The sequence below is a fragment of the Pseudomonas sp. NGC7 genome (genome assembly GCF_047159675.1).
GTDB classification, from domain to species: Bacteria; Pseudomonadota; Gammaproteobacteria; order Pseudomonadales; family Pseudomonadaceae; genus Aquipseudomonas; species Aquipseudomonas kermanshahensis.
Genome location: NZ_BAAFZY010000001.1, coordinates 1686528 through 1704777 on the forward strand (window position 1 = coordinate 1686528; position 18250 = coordinate 1704777).

16 protein-coding genes are annotated in these 18250 nt (G+C 63.3%); 9 read left to right on the top strand and 7 right to left on the bottom strand.

Annotated features, from left to right (window positions below; translation table 11 throughout):
• Nucleotides 1-75 precede the first annotated feature (75 nt).
• The 4 genes from ACMCNM_RS07750 (at nt 76) to ACMCNM_RS07765 (ending at nt 3756) form a co-directional block, all read left to right on the top strand.
• Nucleotides 76-1380 (top strand): homoserine dehydrogenase, encoded by a 1305-nt coding sequence (locus ACMCNM_RS07750; protein WP_085272718.1) that lies wholly within the window; start codon nt 76-78, stop codon nt 1378-1380.
• Nucleotides 1381-1438: 58 nt separating this feature from the next.
• Nucleotides 1439-2848 carry a threonine synthase gene (gene thrC, locus ACMCNM_RS07755; protein WP_085272719.1) on the top strand — a complete coding sequence of 470 codons (1410 nt, stop codon included), beginning with the start codon at nt 1439-1441 and terminating at the stop codon, nt 2846-2848.
• A gap of 130 nt (nt 2849-2978) precedes the next feature.
• Nucleotides 2979-3395 carry a response regulator gene (locus ACMCNM_RS07760; RefSeq protein ID WP_412764169.1) on the top strand — a complete coding sequence of 139 codons (417 nt, stop codon included), beginning with the start codon at nt 2979-2981 and terminating at the stop codon, nt 3393-3395.
• Nucleotides 3396-3474: 79 nt separating this feature from the next.
• Nucleotides 3475-3756 (top strand): DUF3509 domain-containing protein, encoded by a 282-nt coding sequence (locus tag ACMCNM_RS07765; RefSeq protein ID WP_027595730.1) that lies wholly within the window; start codon nt 3475-3477, stop codon nt 3754-3756.
• 139 nt (nt 3757-3895) lie between these two features.
• Here the strand turns inward: ACMCNM_RS07765 and ACMCNM_RS07770 are convergent, their stop codons facing one another.
• Entirely contained in the window at nt 3896-4771 is an 876-nt protein-coding gene (locus tag ACMCNM_RS07770; RefSeq protein ID WP_412764170.1) for a TIGR02285 family protein, read from the bottom strand.
• Between the two features lie 15 nt (nt 4772-4786).
• Nucleotides 4787-5986, bottom strand: a complete 1200-nt coding sequence (locus ACMCNM_RS07775; protein WP_085272722.1) for a CaiB/BaiF CoA transferase family protein — start codon at nt 5984-5986, stop codon at nt 4787-4789.
• A gap of 132 nt (nt 5987-6118) precedes the next feature.
• Between ACMCNM_RS07775 and ACMCNM_RS07780 the strand changes: the two genes are divergently transcribed.
• The 3 genes from ACMCNM_RS07780 (at nt 6119) to ACMCNM_RS07790 (ending at nt 9780) form a co-directional block, all read left to right on the top strand.
• Nucleotides 6119-6661: a YaeQ family protein gene (locus ACMCNM_RS07780; RefSeq protein WP_186675856.1), complete on the top strand. Its 543-nt coding sequence runs from the start codon at nt 6119-6121 to the stop codon at nt 6659-6661.
• A gap of 30 nt (nt 6662-6691) precedes the next feature.
• Entirely contained in the window at nt 6692-8401 is a 1710-nt protein-coding gene (gene recJ, locus ACMCNM_RS07785) for a single-stranded-DNA-specific exonuclease RecJ (protein WP_186702944.1), read from the top strand.
• Nucleotides 8402-8673: 272 nt separating this feature from the next.
• Nucleotides 8674-9780 (top strand): NADH:flavin oxidoreductase/NADH oxidase, encoded by a 1107-nt coding sequence (locus tag ACMCNM_RS07790; RefSeq protein WP_412764171.1) that lies wholly within the window; start codon nt 8674-8676, stop codon nt 9778-9780.
• Between the two features lie 303 nt (nt 9781-10083).
• Here the strand turns inward: ACMCNM_RS07790 and ACMCNM_RS07795 are convergent, their stop codons facing one another.
• The 5 genes from ACMCNM_RS07795 to ydcS form a co-directional block, all read right to left on the bottom strand.
• The gene (locus tag ACMCNM_RS07795; protein ID WP_085272723.1) at nt 10084-11508 is read right to left on the bottom strand and encodes a gamma-aminobutyraldehyde dehydrogenase; all 1425 of its coding nucleotides are present in this window, start codon (nt 11506-11508) and stop codon (nt 10084-10086) included.
• Nucleotides 11509-11525: 17 nt separating this feature from the next.
• Nucleotides 11526-12332: an ABC transporter permease gene (locus ACMCNM_RS07800; RefSeq protein WP_027595737.1), complete on the bottom strand. Its 807-nt coding sequence runs from the start codon at nt 12330-12332 to the stop codon at nt 11526-11528.
• Nucleotides 12322-13254 (bottom strand): ABC transporter permease, encoded by a 933-nt coding sequence (locus tag ACMCNM_RS07805; protein ID WP_099428464.1) that lies wholly within the window; start codon nt 13252-13254, stop codon nt 12322-12324. The genes ACMCNM_RS07800 and ACMCNM_RS07805 overlap by 11 nt, the downstream gene beginning before the upstream one ends.
• Nucleotide 13255: 1 nt before the next feature.
• A complete protein-coding gene (locus ACMCNM_RS07810; protein ID WP_412764172.1) occupies nt 13256-14296 on the bottom strand; it encodes an ABC transporter ATP-binding protein in 1041 nt (346 codons plus the stop codon).
• Nucleotides 14297-14428: 132 nt separating this feature from the next.
• Complete coding sequence (gene ydcS / locus ACMCNM_RS07815) at nt 14429-15580, bottom strand: putative ABC transporter substrate-binding protein YdcS (RefSeq protein ID WP_339548942.1); 1152 nt, start codon at nt 15578-15580, stop codon at nt 14429-14431.
• Nucleotides 15581-15797: 217 nt separating this feature from the next.
• On the opposite strand from ydcS, the gene ACMCNM_RS07820 reads away from it, so the two are divergent.
• Together ACMCNM_RS07820 and ACMCNM_RS07825 are read left to right on the top strand one after the other, a co-directional pair.
• On the top strand, nt 15798-16496 hold the full coding sequence (locus ACMCNM_RS07820; RefSeq protein WP_412764173.1) for a tellurite resistance TerB family protein: 699 nt from the start codon (nt 15798-15800) through the stop codon (nt 16494-16496).
• Between the two features lie 127 nt (nt 16497-16623).
• The gene (locus ACMCNM_RS07825; RefSeq protein WP_412764174.1) at nt 16624-18246 is read left to right on the top strand and encodes a methyl-accepting chemotaxis protein; all 1623 of its coding nucleotides are present in this window, start codon (nt 16624-16626) and stop codon (nt 18244-18246) included.
• Nucleotides 18247-18250: the final 4 nt, after the last annotated feature.

The window sequence follows — 18250 nt, forward strand, 5'->3', positions numbered from 1 at the left end:
AGTACGCCGTCGTCATGGGGTGACGGCATGTTTCACGGTCGGCGCAGGTGCCGGCCGTTCAATGGGGAGTTCACAGTGAAACCGGTCAAAGTAGGCATCTGTGGGTTGGGGACCGTCGGTGGCGGAACCTTCAATGTACTTCAGCGCAACGCCGAGGAGATTGCCCGCCGTGCCGGGCGCGGTATTGAAGTGGCACAGATTGCCATGCGCTCGCAGAACCCGAACTGCCAGATTACCGGTACCCCCATTACCGCTGATGTGTTCGACGTTGCGACCAACCCGGAAATCGACATCGTCATCGAGCTGATCGGTGGTTACACCATCGCCCGCGACCTGGTGCTCAAGGCCATCGAAAACGGCAAGCACGTGGTCACCGCGAACAAGGCGCTGATCGCCGTGCATGGCAATGAAATCTTTGCCAAGGCCCGCGAGAAGGGCGTCATCGTCGCCTTCGAAGCGGCGGTTGCCGGTGGCATCCCGGTGATCAAGGCGATCCGTGAAGGCCTGTCGGCCAACCGTATCAACTGGCTGGCCGGCATCATCAACGGCACCGGTAACTTCATCCTCACCGAAATGCGCGAAAAAGGCCGTGCCTTCCCGGACGTGCTGGCCGAAGCCCAAGCCCTGGGTTATGCCGAAGCCGACCCGACCTTCGACGTCGAGGGCATCGATGCGGCCCACAAGCTGACCATCCTGGCGTCCATCGCCTTTGGCATCCCGCTGCAGTTCGACAAGGCCTACACCGAAGGCATCACCCAGCTGACCACCGCTGACGTGAACTACGCCGAGGCCCTGGGCTACCGTATCAAGCACCTGGGCGTGGCACGTCGCACGGCTGAAGGCATCGAGCTGCGCGTGCACCCGACATTGATCCCGAGCGATCGCCTGATCGCCAACGTCAACGGCGTGATGAACGCGGTCATGGTCAACGGCGACGCCGCCGGTTCGACCCTGTACTACGGCGCAGGTGCCGGTATGGAGCCGACCGCTTCGTCGGTCGTCGCCGACCTGGTCGACGTGGTACGCGCAATGACCTCAGACCCGGAAAACCGCGTGCCGCACCTGGCCTTCCAGCCAGACTCGCTGTCGGCGCACCCGATTCTGCCGATCGAAGCCTGTGAAAGCGCCTACTACCTGCGCATCCAGGCCAAGGATCACCCCGGTGTGCTGGCCCAGGTGGCCAGCATCCTCTCGGAGCGTGGCATCAACATCGAGTCGATCATGCAAAAGGAAGCCGAGGAACAGGACGGCCTGGTGCCGATGATTCTGCTGACCCATCGCGTGGTCGAGCAGGGCATCAACGACGCCATTGTCGCCCTGGAAGCCCTGCAGGATGTGGTCGGCAAGGTCGTGCGCATCCGCGTCGAACAGCTCAATTAACGAATCATGCCGTTGGGCCGCGCACGCGGCCCCGGCCTCAGTATCGAAGGTTTGCACCATGCGCTATATCAGCACCCGTGGCCAGGCACCGGCCCTGAATTTCGAAGATGTCCTGCTGGCTGGCCTGGCCAGCGACGGCGGCCTGTACGTCCCTGAAAACCTGCCGCGCTTCACCCAGGAAGAGATCGCTTCCTGGGCTGGCCTGCCGTATCACGAACTGGCCTTCCGCGTGATGCGCCCGTTCGTCGCCGGTAGCATCGCCGACGCCGACTTCAAAAAGATCCTCGAGGAAACCTACGGCGCGTTCGCCCACGCCGCCGTGGCGCCGCTGCGCCAGTTGAACAGCAACGAGTGGGTGATGGAGCTGTTCCACGGCCCGACCCTGGCCTTCAAGGACTTTGCCCTGCAGCTGCTCGGCCGCCTGCTCGACCACGTGCTGGTCAAGCGCGGCGAGCGTGTGGTGATCGTCGGTGCCACCAGCGGTGACACCGGCTCCGCTGCCATCGAAGGTTGCCGCCGCTGCGACAACGTCGACATCTTCATCCTGCACCCGCACCAGCGCGTGTCGGAAGTACAGCGTCGGCAGATGACCACCATCTTCGGCGACAACATCCACAACATCGCCATCGAAGGCAACTTCGACGACTGCCAGGAGATGGTCAAGGCCAGCTTCGCCGACCAGTCGTTCCTCAAGGGCACCCGCCTGGTGGCCGTCAACTCGATCAACTGGGCGCGGATCATGGCCCAGATCGTCTACTACTTCCACGCAGCCCTGCAGTTGGGCGGCCCAGCCCGCTCGGTGGCGTTCTCGGTGCCCACCGGCAACTTCGGCGACATCTTCGCCGGTTACCTGGCACGCAACATGGGCCTGCCGATCAGCCAGCTGGTGGTCGCCACCAACCGTAACGACATCCTGCACCGCTTCATGAGCGGCAACCAGTACGTCAAGGAAACCCTGCACGCGACCCTGTCGCCATCGATGGACATCATGGTGTCGTCCAACTTCGAGCGCCTGCTGTTCGACCTGCACGGCCGTAACGGTGCAGCCATTGCCGCGTTGATGGACAACTTCAAGCAGGGTGGCGGTTTCAGCGTTGACGAAGACCGCTGGACCGAAGCGCGCAAACTGTTCGACTCGCTGGCCGTCAGTGACGAGCAGACCTGCGAGACCATCGCCGAAGTGTTCGCCAGCACCGGCGAAGTGCTCGACCCGCACACCGCGATCGGCGTCAAGGCCGCCCGCGAGTGCCGTCGTAGCCTGGACACGCCGATGGTGGTGCTGGGTACCGCGCATCCGGTCAAGTTCCCGGAAGCCGTGGAGAAGGCAGGTGTTGGCAAGGCGCTGGAATTGCCTGCACACCTGGCCGATCTGTTCAGCCGCGAAGAGCGTTGCACGGTGCTGGCCAATGACCTGAAGGCCGTTCAGGGCTTTGTCAGCCAGCATGGTAACCGCGGTAAGCCGCTTTAATTGCGGTGATATCAAGGGCTGCTTAGCGGCCCTTGATTGTCTGGTTTTCCATCTGATATTTCGGATATTTCCTATTTAACCCTCTTGGGATGTTGCCTAGATTTGCCAGTCCTTTCTCCAGGAGTGGCTCATGTCCAGGCCTTATGTGCTGATTCACCAGGCACGCCCTTCCCATCAAATCCTCCTGCATCAGGCATTCAATGCCCAAGGCATCTTCAATGTGCGCATCACTGAAGAAGCCGCCGAGCTGCACGCGTGCCTGAGCGCTAAGCGTTGCCCTGACTTGCTGATCCTCGATCACGCCATGCCCAAAAGGGCAGGGCTTGCGCTGTTGAAAAAACTTGCAGGTAGCCACGCCTTGCGCGCCTTGTTGTTCGTCGGCCAAGCCACACCCGAACAGCAGAACCTGGCCTTGGAGGCGAAGCGACGGGGGCTGTGGGTCGTCGCCGAGCTGCCGTGGCCACTGTCCATGGCCCATCTGCAACGCGCACTTCAGCGCCTGGGCGGGCGTATTCAAACTGTCACCTGCGCCCCGCATGCTCACTGAAACAGCCGCAGCGTTTCGAACTTTGTGCTGCGCTTGTTGGTCAGTTTCTCCATAGCCCACCACGCAGCGAGTGATCCGGATGGAAAGAATCTGCAGACTGCTGAACGAAGCCCTGACCCCCTACCAGACGCACCTGGGCGTTGCCGATGCCAGTGGCAACCGCCAATTGACCGTCTTTGACAGCCTTGAAGGCATCACCCTGCAACGCACGGTGAGCCTGCGCCAGTTGCAGGAACAGCGCCTGCTCATTGACCTGGTAGATGGTTTGCACCGTGACCTGCAGATTGCCGAAGGCCGCTTGCAGCCCTGTGTGATTGCTGCCTTGCAACAGCGACAGCAAATGCCGGGAACCTTTGCCTGAATTGCTTATCAGACACAGTAAGGGCAGCTAGCCAGCGCATTGCTCCGGTGCTGGCAGGCTGTCACGGGAAGTCCCAAGGGACTTTCAATTAGCCCCGGGCGTCCTCCCCAGCGTTCCGGGGTTTCTTTTGTCTGCAGTACTAGGGTTGTTTGAAAAACTGCTTGCTCTGTTCCAGGTACGTTGCCTGCAACTCAGGGTCCAGCCACCGGGCATAGAGCCCTGGCAAGGTCTCTTGGCGTAGCGTGGGCAATAGCTGGTCGATATGCGCAACGGCCTCGCGACCCAGTGCCGAGTCTGAGCAGCCCACATGCAGAAACTGATAGCGGTTCACGCCCCGAACCGGATGAAACTGGTAGTCACCCAGTGACCCGCCTTGCTGCTGGATCAGGTAACGCACTTCTGGCCAATACCCCATCACCATGTGCAGGCGCCCCAGTTTTTGCATCTGCAACTGGTTGGCGGTGGCATCGTTGCCGTAGTGGCGGCTGAGTGCTGAGCCTGGCAGTTGGCGCAGGATCTCGTCGATCTGCGTGCCATAGCTGCGTTCGGCGACGATGCCGAGCTTCAACGGGGTGTGGCTCATCAGCCCGGGCAGGTCGACCTCGTTGTCGGTGAGAAACGGCGCCAGCAGTGCCTCACCTGCCTTGCGCACCACCAGCCCCCCGCTCAACACCCCCAGCGACGGTATGGAAAAGTGCACGTACTCGGCACGCTCCGGCGTCCATAGCAAGGTCGGGTCGCAGGTAAAAGTGTTCGGGTCCTGAAGCATCTGGATACCGCGGGCACGGTTTACCCGGACGATACTGTGATCGTATTCGGGCATCTGCTCGATCAGCAGTGGCAGCAGGCGGTCAATGACCCCTTGGCCTTTCTCTGTTCCTTCAAAAATGGTGAAGGGCGGCAGGTCACGAACCAGCCACAACAAGCGCTCCTTGGCCGCCGCGTGCGGCACGGCCAGTGCAGGCAGCAGCGCGCACAGTAAAAGCAGGGTGCGTAACCCGTGGGCAGCTCGCATCGGCGGCGGCAGGCGTCAGACCGCGCCTGCTTCGCGCAGGCCGGCGATGGCGGCCGCGTCGTAGCCCAGGGCGGTGAGCAGTGCGTCAGTGTGTTCGCCCAGCGCAGGGCCGACCCACTCGGTGGAGCCGGGTGTTTCCGAAAGCTTGGGTACGATGCCTGGCATCTTGAAGGGTTTGCCGTCTGGCAGGCGCGCCTGCAGGAACATTTCCCGCGCCAGGTATTGCGGGTCGTTGAACATGTCCTCGGCAGAATAGATGCGGCTTGCAGGTACTTCGGCGGTGGTGAGCACCTGCATGAGCTGCTCAAGCGGCTGGCTGTTGGCCCAGCGGTCGATCACCCCATAGAGCTCGTCACGGCGCAGGTCGCGGCCATCGTTGGTGGCCAATGAAGGGTCTTCGGCCAAGTCGGCGCGGCCTATGGCCTGCATGAAACGCTTGAAGATCGCATCGCCATTGGCGCCGATCTGCACATGCTTGCCATCGGCACTGGTGTGGATGGAGGAGGGCGTGATGCCGGGCATGATATTGCCGGTGCGTTCGCGGATGAAACCGAAGACGTCGAATTCCGGGACCATGCTTTCCATCATGGCAAAGATCGCCTCGTACAGTGCCACGTCCACCACTTGGCCCTGGCCGCCGTTGACCTCGCGGTGCCGCAACGCCATCAAGGCCCCGATCACCCCCCACAGCGCGGCAATCGAATCACCGATGGAGATACCGGTGCGCACGGGCGGGCGGTCGTCAAAGCCGGTGATGTAGCGCAGGCCGCCCATGGACTCGCCCACTGCGCCAAAACCTGGCTGGTCTTTCATCGGCCCGGTCTGGCCGAAACCCGACAGGCGTACCATGACCAAGCGCGGGTTGAGCGCGTGCAGCACATCCCAGCCCAGGCCGAGCTTTTCCAGCACGCCGGGGCGGAAGTTCTCGATCAGGATATCGGCCTCGGCCAGCAGGCGCTTGAGGATCTCGCGGCCGTCCGGGTGCTTGAGGTTGAGGGTCAGTGACTGTTTATTGCGTGCCTGCACGAACCACCACAGCGACGTGCCTTCGTACATCTTGCGCCATTTGCGCAGCGGGTCGCCGCCATCGGGGGACTCGACCTTGATCACCTCGGCACCGAACTCGGCACAGATGCGCGACGCGAACGGGCCAGCGATCAGGGTCCCGAGTTCGATGACTTTCAGGCCGGCGAGGGGTTTGCTGGGCGTAGACATGGGGCATCCGTGGCAACTGGGCAGAGCCGTGGTTTTATCATAGCTCTGAAGCGGCAGATACTGCCGCGGCGCAACGAGGGGCAGGATCGGTTAGACTGTGTGACTTTTCTTTGCGCAAGAAGCCCGTCGACCATGGCCCAGCCGTCCACTACCTACAAATTCGAACTGAATCTGACTGACCTCGATCGCAACGTCTACCAAAGCGTCAAGCAGACCATTGCCCGTCACCCTTCGGAAACCGAAGAGCGTATGGCCGTTCGTCTGTTGGCCTACGCACTCTGGTACAACGAGCAATTGTCGTTTGGTCGTGGTCTGTCGGATGTCGACGAACCGGCGTTGTGGGAAAAGAGCCTGGACGATCGCGTCCTGCACTGGATCGAAGTCGGCCAACCGGATGCCGACCGCCTGACCTGGTGCTCCCGTCGCACCGAGCGCACCAGCCTGCTGGCCTACGGTAGCCTGCGGGTGTGGGAGAGCAAGGTGGTGCCTGCGGTCAAGGGCCTGAAGAACCTGAACATCGCTGCAGTGCCGCAGGAGGTGCTGGAAACCCTGGCCACCGACATGCCGCGCAGCATCAAGTGGGACGTGATGATCAGCGAAGGCACGGTGTTCGTCACCGATGACCGTGGCCAGCACGAAGTGCAGCTGGAGTGGCTGCTCGGTGAGCGTGGCTGACCTGACCCTTTCCTGATTGCCGAAGACCCCATGCGTATCGAACCTCGCCCCCTGCCGTCGACCTTGCCCTTGCTGGGTAACCTGCCACCCTTGTTGACCCGTCTGTATGCCGCCCGCGGCGTGCAGACCGAGGCCGAACTGGACAAAAGCCTGGCGCGGCTGTTGCCGTACCAGCAACTCAAGGGCATCGAGGCGGGGGTAGACCTGCTGGTCGAAGCCCTCGACCAGCGCCAGCGCATTCTCATCGTTGGCGACTTCGACGCCGACGGTGCCACTGCCAGCACCGTTGGCGTGCTGGGCCTGCGTTTGCTGGGCGCGGCGCACGTCGATTACCTGGTGCCCAACCGCTTCGAATTCGGCTATGGCCTGACGCCGGAGATCGTCGACGTCGCACTGCAGCGCCAGCCGCAGTTGCTGATCACCGTCGACAACGGCATCTCCAGTGTCGATGGCGTGGCGGCAGCCAAGGCGGCGGGGCTCAAAGTGCTGGTCACCGACCACCACTTGCCGGGTGAACAATTGCCCGACGCCGATGCGATCATCAACCCGAACCAGCCGGGCTGTGACTTCCCGAGCAAGTCGCTGGCCGGGGTCGGGGTGATCTTCTATGTGCTCATGGCCTTGCGCGCACGCCTGCGCAGTCTGGGGCGCTACGACACGCAAGCACAGCCGAACATCGGCGAGCTGCTCGACCTGGTGGCGCTGGGCAGCGTCGCCGACGTGGTGCCGCTGGACGCCAACAACCGCATCCTGGTGCATCAGGGCCTTGAACGCATTCGCGCCGGCCGCGCTCGGCCGGGGCTCAAGGCGATTCTTGAGGTGGCCCGCCGTGATCACCGGCGCATCACCTCCACCGACCTGGGCTTCATTCTGGGCCCGCGCTTGAACGCGGCTGGGCGCTTGGACGACATGAGCCTGGGCATCGAATGCCTGCTGTGCGAAGACGCCGCCCTGGCCCAGGAAATGGCCCAGCAGTTGGACGACCTCAACCAGGACCGCAAGTCTATCGAGCAGGGCATGCAGCGCGAGGCGCTGGCCCAGCTCAAGGACCTGCCCGTCGAATCGATGCCGTACGGCTTGTGCCTGTTCGATGCCGACTGGCACCAAGGCGTGATCGGGATCCTTGCCTCACGCTTGAAGGAACGTTATCACCGGCCGACCATTGCCTTTGCCGATGCCGGCGACGGCATGCTCAAGGGCTCGGCACGTTCGGTGCCGGGTTTTCACATCCGCGATGCGCTGGATGCGGTGGCGGCGCGCCATCCGCAGCTGATCAGCAAATTCGGCGGGCACGCCATGGCCGCCGGGTTGTCGTTGCCTGAAGGCAACTTCCCGGCATTCGCCGAGGCGTTTGACCAGGAAGTGCGGCGCCAGCTGCGCGAAGAAGACCTTACCGGCCGGCTTCTGTCGGATGGCAGCCTGGCCGTGGAAGAGTTTCACCTCGACCTGGCCAAGGCCCTGCGCCACGCCGGGCCATGGGGGCAGCACTTCCCAGAGCCGTTGTTCCATGGTGTGTTTCAGCTGGTCGAGCAGCGAGTGGTCGGCGAGCGGCACCTGAAAGTGGTGCTCAAGAGCGAATGTGGCTCGGTGAAGCTTGATGGCATTGCCTTCGGCGTCGACCGCGAGGTGTGGCCGAACCCTACCGTGCGTTGGGTGGAGCTGGCGTACAAGCTGGATGTGAACGAGTTTCGCGGTAATGAGAGCGTGCAGTTGATGATTGCCCACATGGAGCCGCGCTGAGGGCTTCAAGGTGATTGGCTTGGGTGTTGTGGTGCGGCGGATATCGAGCGCCACCCGCGCGGCGCTCGATCTCATAGGCGCTGCAAACCTGCCGGCATACACCTGGAGGCCTTGCCTCATCAAACCAAACACCCAGCATTCCACCCCAAATCCCATTGAACCTCCCCCCCACCCATTCTGGTCTAGTCTGAAGTTATGACCGGACCTGGGCCAGGGACGTGCAATTGAGTGTCCGGGCCGGATCACCATTGGAGTCCTTGGGAGGTGCCCTCATGAGCCTGCTGCTCGAGCCTTACACCCTGCGTAAGCTGACGTTGCCCAACCGCATCGCGGTTTCGCCGATGTGCCAGTATTCCGCTGTCGATGGCTTGGCCAACGACTGGCATCTTGTCCATTTAGGTAGCCGCGCCGTCGGTGGTGCGGGCCTGGTCATTACCGAAGCGACCGCCGTCACCCCTGACGGCCGTATCACCGCCGAAGACCTCGGCCTGTGGCATGACGAACAGATTGCCCCGCTGCAGCGCATCACCCGTTTTATTACCGCCCAAGGCGCCGTGCCTGGGGTGCAACTTGCCCACGCTGGGCGTAAGGCCAGCACGCACCGCCCCTGGTTAGGCAAGCATGGCAGCCTGAAGGCCGAGGATGGTGGCTGGCAGCCGGTCGGGCCGTCGAAGATCGCTTTCGACCCTCAACATGCAGTGCCTCACGAGCTGTCGGAAGGGGAGATCACCGGTATCGTCCAGGCTTTCGCCGATGCCGCTCGACGCGCGCTGTCGGCGGGGTTCAAAGTGGTCGAAGTGCATGCCGCCCATGGCTATTTGCTGCATCAGTTTCTCTCGCCACTGAGTAACCAGCGGCGTGACAAGTACGGCAGCTGCTTTGAAAACCGCATCCGCCTGACCCTCGAAGTCACCCAGGCGGTGCGTGATGTCTGGCCGGACGATTTGCCAGTGTTCGTGCGGGTCTCGGCGACCGATTGGGTCGAAGACGGCTGGAACCCTGACGAAACCGTCGAGCTGGCACGGCGCCTGCGCTCGCTAGGCGTCGACCTTATCGATGTTTCATCCGGCGGCACGTCGGTCAACGCCGAGATCCCGACCGGCCCAGGCTACCAGACCCGCTTCGCCGAGCGCGTGCGCAAAGAGTCGGAAATCGCCACCGGCACTGTGGGCATGATCACCGAACCGGCCCAGGCCGAGCACATCCTGCGTACCGGCCAGGCGGACGTCATCTTCCTGGCCCGCGAACTGCTGCGCGACCCTTACTGGCCGCTGCATGCCGACGATGACCTGGGCGGCAACAAGGCCACCTGGCCGGCGCAGTATCAACGGGCTACCAGCCGGGCTAACCCGATTCATGAGTCGGATTTGCGGGATTAGACTGAGTGGTTTGCGGGTGTCTGGCTTTGGGTGTAAGGGGGTGCTGACATCGAGCGCCGCCCGCGCGGCGCTTCGCAGCACAAGGCTGCTTCTACATCTGTTTCGGGCCAATTATTCCTGAGCCATGGGCGCGCGGCTCCTTGGCACCCGCCTTGATATCGAGACGTACAAACAAGGTGGTCGCGCGCGCAGGCACAGGCGTGACTGGCCCGAAACAAATGTAGGAGCAGCCTTGTGCTGCGAAGCGCCGCGCGGGCGGCGCTCGATCTCGAAGGCGCTACAAATCCACTGACAAGCCCCAACTCAATGCTTGATCATCACATGCCGCACACAGGTGTAGTCCTCCAGCCCATACACCGACATATCCTTCCCATACCCCGAATGTTTCTGCCCGCCATGGGGCATTTCGCTGACCAGCATGAAGTGTGTATTCACCCAGGTGCAGCCGTACTGCAAGCGCGCCGCCAGGCGATGGGCGCGGCCGGTGTCGCGGGTCCACACCGATGACGCCAGGCCGTAGTTGGAGTCGTTGGCCCACGCCAGTGCCTGCGCCTCGTCGGTGAAGCGGGTTACCGAGACCACCGGGCCAAATACTTCGTTGCGCACGATCTCGTCATCCTGCAGAGCATCGGCCAGTACGGTTGGCTCGAAGAAGAAGCCGTCGCCCTCAATCGCCTTGCCACCTGTCACCAGACGAATGTGCGGTTGGGCGATAGCCCGCTCCACGAGGCCTGCGACCTTGTCGCGGTGCTGGGCACTGATCAGCGGCCCCAGTTCGGTGTCCTCGGCGTCCTGCAGGCCGGGCTTGAGGCTGGCCACCGCTTCGCCCAGGCGTTGCACGAATGGCTCGTAGATGCCGTCCTGCACATACAGGCGGCAAGCCGCGGTGCAGTCCTGGCCGGCGTTGTAGAAGCCGAACGTGCGGATACCCTCGATGGCGGCGTCGATGTCGGCATCGTCGAACACCAGCACCGGCGCCTTGCCGCCCAGTTCCATGTGCATGCGCTTCACACTGTCGGCGGTGGCGCTGATGATGTGCGCGCCAGTGGGGATCGAACCGGTCAGCGACACCATGCGCACGTTCGGGTGGGTGACCAGCGGCGTGCCGACGGTTTGGCCACGGCCGAAGAGGATGTTGAGCACGCCAGGCGGCAGCAGGCCCTGCGCCAGTTCGCCCAAGCGCAGTGCGGTGAGCGGCGTCAGTTCGGACGGTTTGATCACTACGGTGTTGCCGGCTGCCAGGGCCGGCGCGACCTTCCAGGCCAACATCATCAGCGGGTAGTTCCACGGTGCGATCGAGGCGACCACGCCCAGTGGGTCGCGGCGGATCATCGAGGTGTGCCCTGGCAAGTACTCGCCGGCCGCCGAGCCGCCCAGGCAGCGCGCCGCCCCGGCGAAAAAGCGGAACACGTCGGCAATCGCCGGGATTTCGTCATTCAGCGCAGCACTGAAGGGCTTGCCGCAGTTCTGCGATTCGAGCCGGGCCAGTTCCTCGCCATGCTGCTCGATGGTGTCGGCCAGCGCCAGCAATGCCAGGGAGCGGTCCTTGGGGCTGGCTTGTGACCAGCCCTCGAAGGCCTGGTCGGCGGCACGCACGGCGCTGTCGACCTGCGCTTCGCTGGCTTCGTTGATTTGCGCCAGGGCGCTGCCCGAGGCGGGGTTGAGCACGGTCCAGGCCGGCCCCTCGCCGGCGACCAGGTGACCGTTGATCAGCATCTGCGTTTGCATGGAAGACTCCTCCAGGGTCATTTGCCACTGCCCGCGACGCTTTCGCCGCCGCGGGTCAGGTAATAGGCGCCGAGGATCGGCAGCATGGTCACCAGCATCACCAGCATGGCGACCACATTGGTCACGGGCACGTCGCGCGGGCGGCTGAGCTGGTTGAGCAACCAGATCGGCAGCGTGCGTTCGTGCCCTGCGGTAAAGGTGGTCACGATGATTTCGTCGAACGACAAAGCGAAGGCCAGCATGCCGCCCGCCAGCAGCGCCGAGCCGAGGTTGGGCAGGATGATGTAGCGGAAGGTCTGCCAGCCATCCGCGCCCAGGTCCATCGAGGCTTCGATCAGGCTTTGCGAGGTCCGCCGCAGGCGGGCGATGACGTTGTTGTAGACGATCACCACGCAGAAGGTCGCGTGGCCGACCACGATGGTGAACAGGCCCGGCTCGATGCCCAGGCTCTTGAACGCGGAGAGCAGGGCGATACCGGTGATGATGCCGGGCAGGGCAATCGGCAAAATCAGCATCAGCGAGATGCCCTCCTTGCCAAAAAAGCTGCGCCGGTACAGCGCCGCCGAGGCCAGGGTGCCGAGCACCAGGGCAATCAGTGTGGCCAGGCAGGCAACCTGCAGCGACAGCTTGATGGCTTCGAGCACATCCGGGCGAGCGAAGGCCACGCTGAACCACTTCAGGGTGAAGCCCTGGGGCGGGAAGCTGAACGCCGCATCTTCGGTGTTGAAGGCGTAGAGGACGATGATCAGGATCGGGAAGTGCAGGAACAGCAACCCGCCCCAGGCCGCCAGGCGCAAGCCGGTTGATGCGTTTTCAGAGTGCATCGAATGCCCCCAGGCGCTTGACGATGGACAAGTAGACCGCGATCAGCACGATAGGCACCAAGGTAAACGCGGCGGCCATTGGCATGTTGCCGATCGCCCCTTGTTGGGCATAGACCATGCTGCCGATGAAGTAACCGGGCGGGCCGATCAGCTGCGGCACGATGAAGTCGCCCAGGGTCAGGGAGAAGGTGAAGATCGACCCTGCGGCAATGCCCGGGATCGACAGCGGCAAAATCACCTGCCAGAAGGTTTGCCTGGGCCTGGCCCCCAGGTCCGCCGACGCTTGCAGCAAGGACGGCGGCAAGCGCTCCAGCGAGGCCTGAATCGGCAGGATCATGAACGGCAGCCAGATGTACACGAACACCATGAAGCGCCCCAGGTGCGAGGTCGAAAGGGTACTGCCGCCAACGCCAGGCACTGTCAGCACCGCCTGCAGCAGGCCGTCCAGGTGCAGCACCTGGACGAACCATTGGGCCACGCCGCCTTTGGCCAGCAGCAAGGTCCAGGCGTAAGTCTTGACGATGTAGCTGGCCCACATCGGCATCATCACCGCGATGTAGAAAAATGCCTTGGTCTTGCCGCTGGTGTAGCGCGCCATGTAGTAGGCGATCGGGAAGGCCAGCACCGCGCTGGCCAGCGAGACTGCCACTGCCATGCCCAAGGTGCGCAGGATGATGTCGAAGTTCGACGGGTTGAACAGCGCCGCGAAATTGCCCAGGGTCAGGTCCGGGGTCACCGCCATGGTGAAGTCGTCGAAGGTATAGAACCCCTGCCACAGCAGGTTCAGCAACGAGCCCAGGTAGATCGCCCCGAACCAGGTCAGTGGCGGGATCAACAGCAGCATCAGGTAGAGGTTGGGGCGCCGGTACAACAGGTTGGAGAACCTGCGCAGCGGGCTTGGGTTGGCGCGCGGGGCGTTCATCTCAGCGGCCCTCGTCGAGCACGGTTTCCTGCAGCGCCGTCATCGCTTCACGGGGCCAGCGCGCCAGCACCCGCTGGCCGGCCTGCCAGGTGGGCGGCTGTGCCTGCCAGCGGTCGTTGGCCTGGCTTACTGTCAGCAGCTGGCCGCTGTCCAACTGCAGCTCGAAGCGGGTCGCGCTGCCTTGATACTGCACGTCGTGCAACAGGCCGCTGACTTGCACTTCATGGCTGGCAGCGGCCTGTTCGCCCAGGCGGATATGCTCGGGGCGGATGGAAAACGGCGCGGGGCTGCCATTGAGCTGCTCGGCCAACGCGCCGCGCACCACGTTCGAGGTGCCGACGAACTCGGCGACGAAGGTAGTGGCCGGCTTCATGTACAGGTTGCGCGGGGTGTCGACCTGTTCGATGCGGCCGCGGTTGAACACCGCGACCCGGTCGGACATCGACAGCGCTTCGGTCTGGTCGTGGGTGACGAAGATGAAGGTGATCCCCAGCTGGCGCTGGAGTTTTTTCAGTTCGCCCTGCATCTGCTCACGCAGCTTCAGGTCCAGTGCCCCCAGCGGTTCGTCGAGCAACAGCACCCGTGGGCGGTTGACCAGGGCACGGGCGAGGGCGACGCGCTGGCGCTGGCCGCCGGACAGCTGCACCGGTTTGCGCGCACCGTAACCGGCCAGCGCCACCATCGCCAAGGCCTCTTCAGCGCGGGCGTGGCGCTCGGCCTTGGCCACGCCTTTGACCTTGAGGCCGTAGGCGATGTTGTCGCGCACGTTCATGTGCGGGAACAGTGCGTAGTCCTGGAACACGGTGTTGACGTCGCGTTGGTAGGGCGGCACGCCTGCAGCTTCGACGCCATGGATGCGGATCGAGCCAGTGTTGGGTTGTTCGAAGCCTGCGATCAGGCGCAGGCAGGTGGTCTTGCCCGAGCCGGAAGGGCCGAGCATGGAAAAGAACTCGCCATCTTCGATGTCGATGCTGACCTGGTCGACGGCCTTGACCTCGCCGAAGGTGCGTGAAACGTGGGTGAACTGGACGGCTAGGGGCATGGGCGGTACTCAGCTGTGCTTGTAGTGCCTGCACCGGCCCTTTCGCGGGGCAAGCCCGCAGGGGCCATAGCGACGCTGCCCTTGTGGGAGCGGGCTCGTCCCGCGAAGGGGCCGGTGCAGGCTCATTCGACCTTAGCGTCCACCCATGATCGCAATATAATCCTGCGTCCACCGGCTGTACGGCACGAACTTGCCACCCTGTGCCTGCGGGGTCTTCCAGAAGGCAATTTTGTCGAAGTTGTCGAAGCCATTGGTTTTGCACCCTTCGGCGCCCAGCAGTTCGCTGCCGGTGCAGGCTGCAGGCACTGCCGGCAACGAGCCGAACCAGGCAGCCACATCACCTTGCACCTTCGGTTGCAGCGACCAGTCCATCCATTTGTAGGCACAGTTGGGGTGCTTGGCCTCGCTGTGCAGCATGGTGGTGTCGGCCCAGCCCGTGGCGCCTTCTTTCGGAATGGTCGAGGCCACCGGCTGCTTCTCCGCTTTCAGGCCGTTGACCATGTAGCCCCAGGAGCTGGACGCGGCCACGCCTTCGTTCTTCACATCGCTCATCTGCACCGTGGCGTCATGCCAGTAGCGGTGAATCAGCGGCTGTTGCTGGCGCAACAGTTCGAGCACCGCTTTGTACTGGGTCTCGTTCAGTTCGTAGGGGTCCTGGATGCCCAGTTCCGGCTTGGCCGACTTCAGGTACAGCGCCGCATCGGCGATGTAGATCGGCCCGTCGTAGGCTTGCACGCGGCCTTTGTTCGGCTTGCCGTCGGGCAGGTTTTGCGGTTCGAAGACCACGCCCCAGCTGGTCGGCGGCTGCTTGAATACCGTGGTGCTGTACAGCAGCACGTTCGGCCCCCATTGGTACGGGGTGCCGTAGGCTTGCTTGTCGACCACGTACCAGCCGCCGTTTTGCAGGCGCGGGTCGATGTTCTTCCAGTTGGGGATCAGCGCGGTGTTGATCGGCTGTACCCGCTTGCCGGCGATCAGCCGCAGCGACGCGTCGCCCGAGGCGGTGACCAGGTCGTAGCCGCCCTTGGTCATCAGGCTGACCATTTCGTCCGAGGTGGCGGCGGTCTTGACGCTGACCTTGCAGCCGGTTTCCTTTTCAAAGCCGGTGACCCAATCGTAGGCCTTGTCGCTTTCACCGCGCTCGATGTAGCCGGGCCAGGCGACGATATCCAGGCGCCCTTCGCCGGCTCCCAGGGCGTTGAGCGGTTCGGCGGCCTGCAGGCTGGCGCTGGCGAGCAACGCGCCCGTCATGGCGCCGAGCAATGCGGTCTTGTGCGCTGACATGGTGTTCCCTCTTCTTGGAGATCTAGGTCGGGGCAGTCATCAAGCAAGCAGTGGAGCGATTGTTATAAGCGTAGTGCGATTGCGCGAGGTATTGGCGATATCGAGTCTAGTTGGCTTTTTGCTGGCCAATGCAACATCCGGAAGCAAATCCTCCCGTGGCGATCACGTGGGCAAGGCTTAATCTGGCCATTCTTTTGCGACGTCTGGAGGTACCTGAATGAACACCCGCGGACTGCTCGACCAACTGCTCAAGTCCGGCCAGCAACTGCTCGAAAAACAGGCCGGCAAAGGCGGCTCAGGCAAGCCCGGCACCAGCGCCGGCGGCCTTGGCGGCCTGCTTTCCGGCGTGGGTGGCGGCGCGTTGGGGGCAGGGGCGCTGGGCCTGTTGCTGGGTAGCAAGAAGGCCCGCAAATATGGCGGCAAAGCCCTGACCTACGGTGGCCTGGCTGCGCTCGGGGTGCTGGCCTACAAGGCCTACGGCAACTGGCAGGCGCGCCAGCCGGGGGCAGGGCAGGCGCCCGAGCCGCAAACCCTCGACCGCCTGCCACCGGCCCAGGCCGAGCAGCACAGCCAGGCGGTGCTGCGCGCACTGGTGGCAGCGGCCAAGTCCGATGGCCATATCGATGAGCGCGAGCGCGCCTTGATCGAAGGTGAGTTCACCCGCCTGGACTCGGACCGCGAACTGCAACACTGGCTGCACGATGAGCTGAATAAACCGCTGGACCCGGCCGAAGTGGCGCGTGCTGCGCAAACACCGGAAATGGCCGCCGAGATGTACCTGGCCAGTGTCATGATGGTCGATCAGGAAAACTTCATGGAGCGCGCCTACCTGGACGAACTCGCCCGGCAGCTGCGCCTGGACCCGGCATTGCGCCAGGAACTGGAGAGCCAGGTGCGGCTCGCCGCAGGCCAATAGCAGGCGACTTGGCTTGTCCATCAGGCAAGGATGCCTGAATACCCGCATTTCAGCCGCAAAAGCGTAGGATGCCTGGGCTATACTTCGGCGATTTTTCCCGCTCGTTGTGAATTCCTGAGGGCTGAATGTGAAGAACTGGACCTTGCGCCAACGGATCCTGGCAAGTTTCGCCGTGATCATCGCCATCATGCTGCTGATGATCGTAGCCGCCTACTCGCGGCTGGTGGCGATCGAAAGTGCCGAGGAGGCAGTGGGGACCGACAGCATCCCCGGGGTCTACTACAGCTCGATGATCCGCAGTGCCTGGGTCGACAGCTACGTCACCAGCCAGCAACTGGTAGGGCTGTCCAACCACCGCGAAATCACCTCGGCGGATCTGGAACTGTTCAAGAGCTTCGAGGACCGCCTCAAGCAACACATGGCCAGCTACCAGACCACCATCAAGGACAGCGACGACCAGGCCCGCTTCGACAGCTTCGTGCAGCTGGAACAGAGCTACCTCAAGATCGTCGGCCAGGTGCTGGACACCTATCGCCAGCACAACTATGCCGAAGCCGAACGGCTTATCATCGAGGTGCTCACCCCCACATGGGTTGATGGTCGCAAGCACCTGAACGAAGTCATCGAGAACAACCGAGCCTCGGCCGACGCGGCCACTCAAGATATCGTCAGCGCCGTGAGCACGGCCAAGGGCAGCATGATGGTTTCGCTGCTGCTGGCAATCGTTGCCGCCGGGATCTGCGGGTTGCTGCTGATGCGCGCCATCAGCGCCCCCATGCAGCGCATCGTCCACGCCCTCGACAGGCTGCGTTCAGGCGACCTGAGCATGCGCCTGAGCCTGGACCGCAAGGACGAGTTCGGCGCCATCGAAAGCGGCTTCAACGAAATGGCCGAGGCGCTGGCCAACCTGGTGTCCCAGGCCCAGCGGTCATCGGTGCAGGTGACCACCTCGGTGACCGAGATCGCCGCCACGTCCAAGCAGCAGCAGGCTACCGCCACCGAGACTGCCGCGACCACCACTGAAATCGGCGCCACCTCGCGGGAAATCGCCGCCACCTCGCGTGACTTGGTACGCACCATGACCGAGGTCACCTCTGCCGCCGATCAGGCCTCCAGCCTGGCCGGCTCCGGCCAACAAGGCTTGGCCCGCATGGAAGAAACCATGCACCAGGTGATGGGCGCCGCCGACCTGGTCAATGCCAAGCTCGGCATCCTCAACGAAAAGGCCAGCAACATCACCCAGATGGTGGTGACCATCGTCAAGGTGGCCGACCAGACCAACCTGTTGTCGCTCAATGCCGCCATCGAAGCGGAAAAAGCCGGCGAGTATGGCCGTGGCTTTGCTGTGGTGGCGACCGAGGTACGCCGCCTGGCTGACCAGACGGCGGTGGCCACCTACGACATCGAGCAGATGGTGCGCGAAATCCAGTCGGCGGTGTCGGCCGGGGTCATGGGCATGGACAAGTTCTCTGAAGAAGTGCGCCGCGGCATGTTCGAGGTGCAGCAAGTGGGCGAGCAGCTCAGCCAGATCATCCATCAGGTGCAGGCCCTGGCGCCGCGTGTGCTGATGGTCAACGAGGGCATGCAGGCCCAGGCCACCGGCGCCGAGCAGATCAACCAGGCGTTGGCCCAGCTGAGCGATGCCAGTACCCAGACGGTCGAGTCGCTGCGCCAGGCCAGTTTTGCCATTGACGAGCTCAGCCAGGTGGCAGCAGGCCTGCGTGGCGGCGTGTCGCGCTTCAAAGTCTGACGAC

Excerpts from the sequence above, each read along its gene's own strand:
- ACMCNM_RS07775 (WP_085272722.1), bottom strand. The coding sequence starts at position 5,986 with ATGTCTACGCCCAGCAAACCCCTCGCCGGCCTGAAAGTCATCGAACTC.
- ACMCNM_RS07765 (WP_027595730.1), top strand. The coding sequence starts at position 3,475 with ATGGAAAGAATCTGCAGACTGCTGAACGAAGCCCTGACCCCCTACCAG.
- recJ (WP_186702944.1), top strand. The coding sequence starts at position 6,692 with ATGCGTATCGAACCTCGCCCCCTGCCGTCGACCTTGCCCTTGCTGGGT.
- ACMCNM_RS07760 (WP_412764169.1), top strand. The coding sequence starts at position 2,979 with ATGTCCAGGCCTTATGTGCTGATTCACCAGGCACGCCCTTCCCATCAA.
- ydcS (WP_339548942.1), bottom strand. The coding sequence starts at position 15,580 with ATGTCAGCGCACAAGACCGCATTGCTCGGCGCCATGACGGGCGCGTTG.
- ACMCNM_RS07790 (WP_412764171.1), top strand. The coding sequence starts at position 8,674 with ATGAGCCTGCTGCTCGAGCCTTACACCCTGCGTAAGCTGACGTTGCCC.
- thrC (WP_085272719.1), top strand. The coding sequence starts at position 1,439 with ATGCGCTATATCAGCACCCGTGGCCAGGCACCGGCCCTGAATTTCGAA.
- ACMCNM_RS07795 (WP_085272723.1), bottom strand. The coding sequence starts at position 11,508 with ATGCAAACGCAGATGCTGATCAACGGTCACCTGGTCGCCGGCGAGGGG.
- ACMCNM_RS07800 (WP_027595737.1), bottom strand. The coding sequence starts at position 12,332 with ATGCACTCTGAAAACGCATCAACCGGCTTGCGCCTGGCGGCCTGGGGC.
- ACMCNM_RS07805 (WP_099428464.1), bottom strand. The coding sequence starts at position 13,254 with ATGAACGCCCCGCGCGCCAACCCAAGCCCGCTGCGCAGGTTCTCCAAC.
- ACMCNM_RS07780 (WP_186675856.1), top strand. The coding sequence starts at position 6,119 with ATGGCCCAGCCGTCCACTACCTACAAATTCGAACTGAATCTGACTGAC.
- ACMCNM_RS07820 (WP_412764173.1), top strand. The coding sequence starts at position 15,798 with ATGAACACCCGCGGACTGCTCGACCAACTGCTCAAGTCCGGCCAGCAA.
- ACMCNM_RS07810 (WP_412764172.1), bottom strand. The coding sequence starts at position 14,296 with ATGCCCCTAGCCGTCCAGTTCACCCACGTTTCACGCACCTTCGGCGAG.
- ACMCNM_RS07770 (WP_412764170.1), bottom strand. The coding sequence starts at position 4,771 with ATGCGAGCTGCCCACGGGTTACGCACCCTGCTTTTACTGTGCGCGCTG.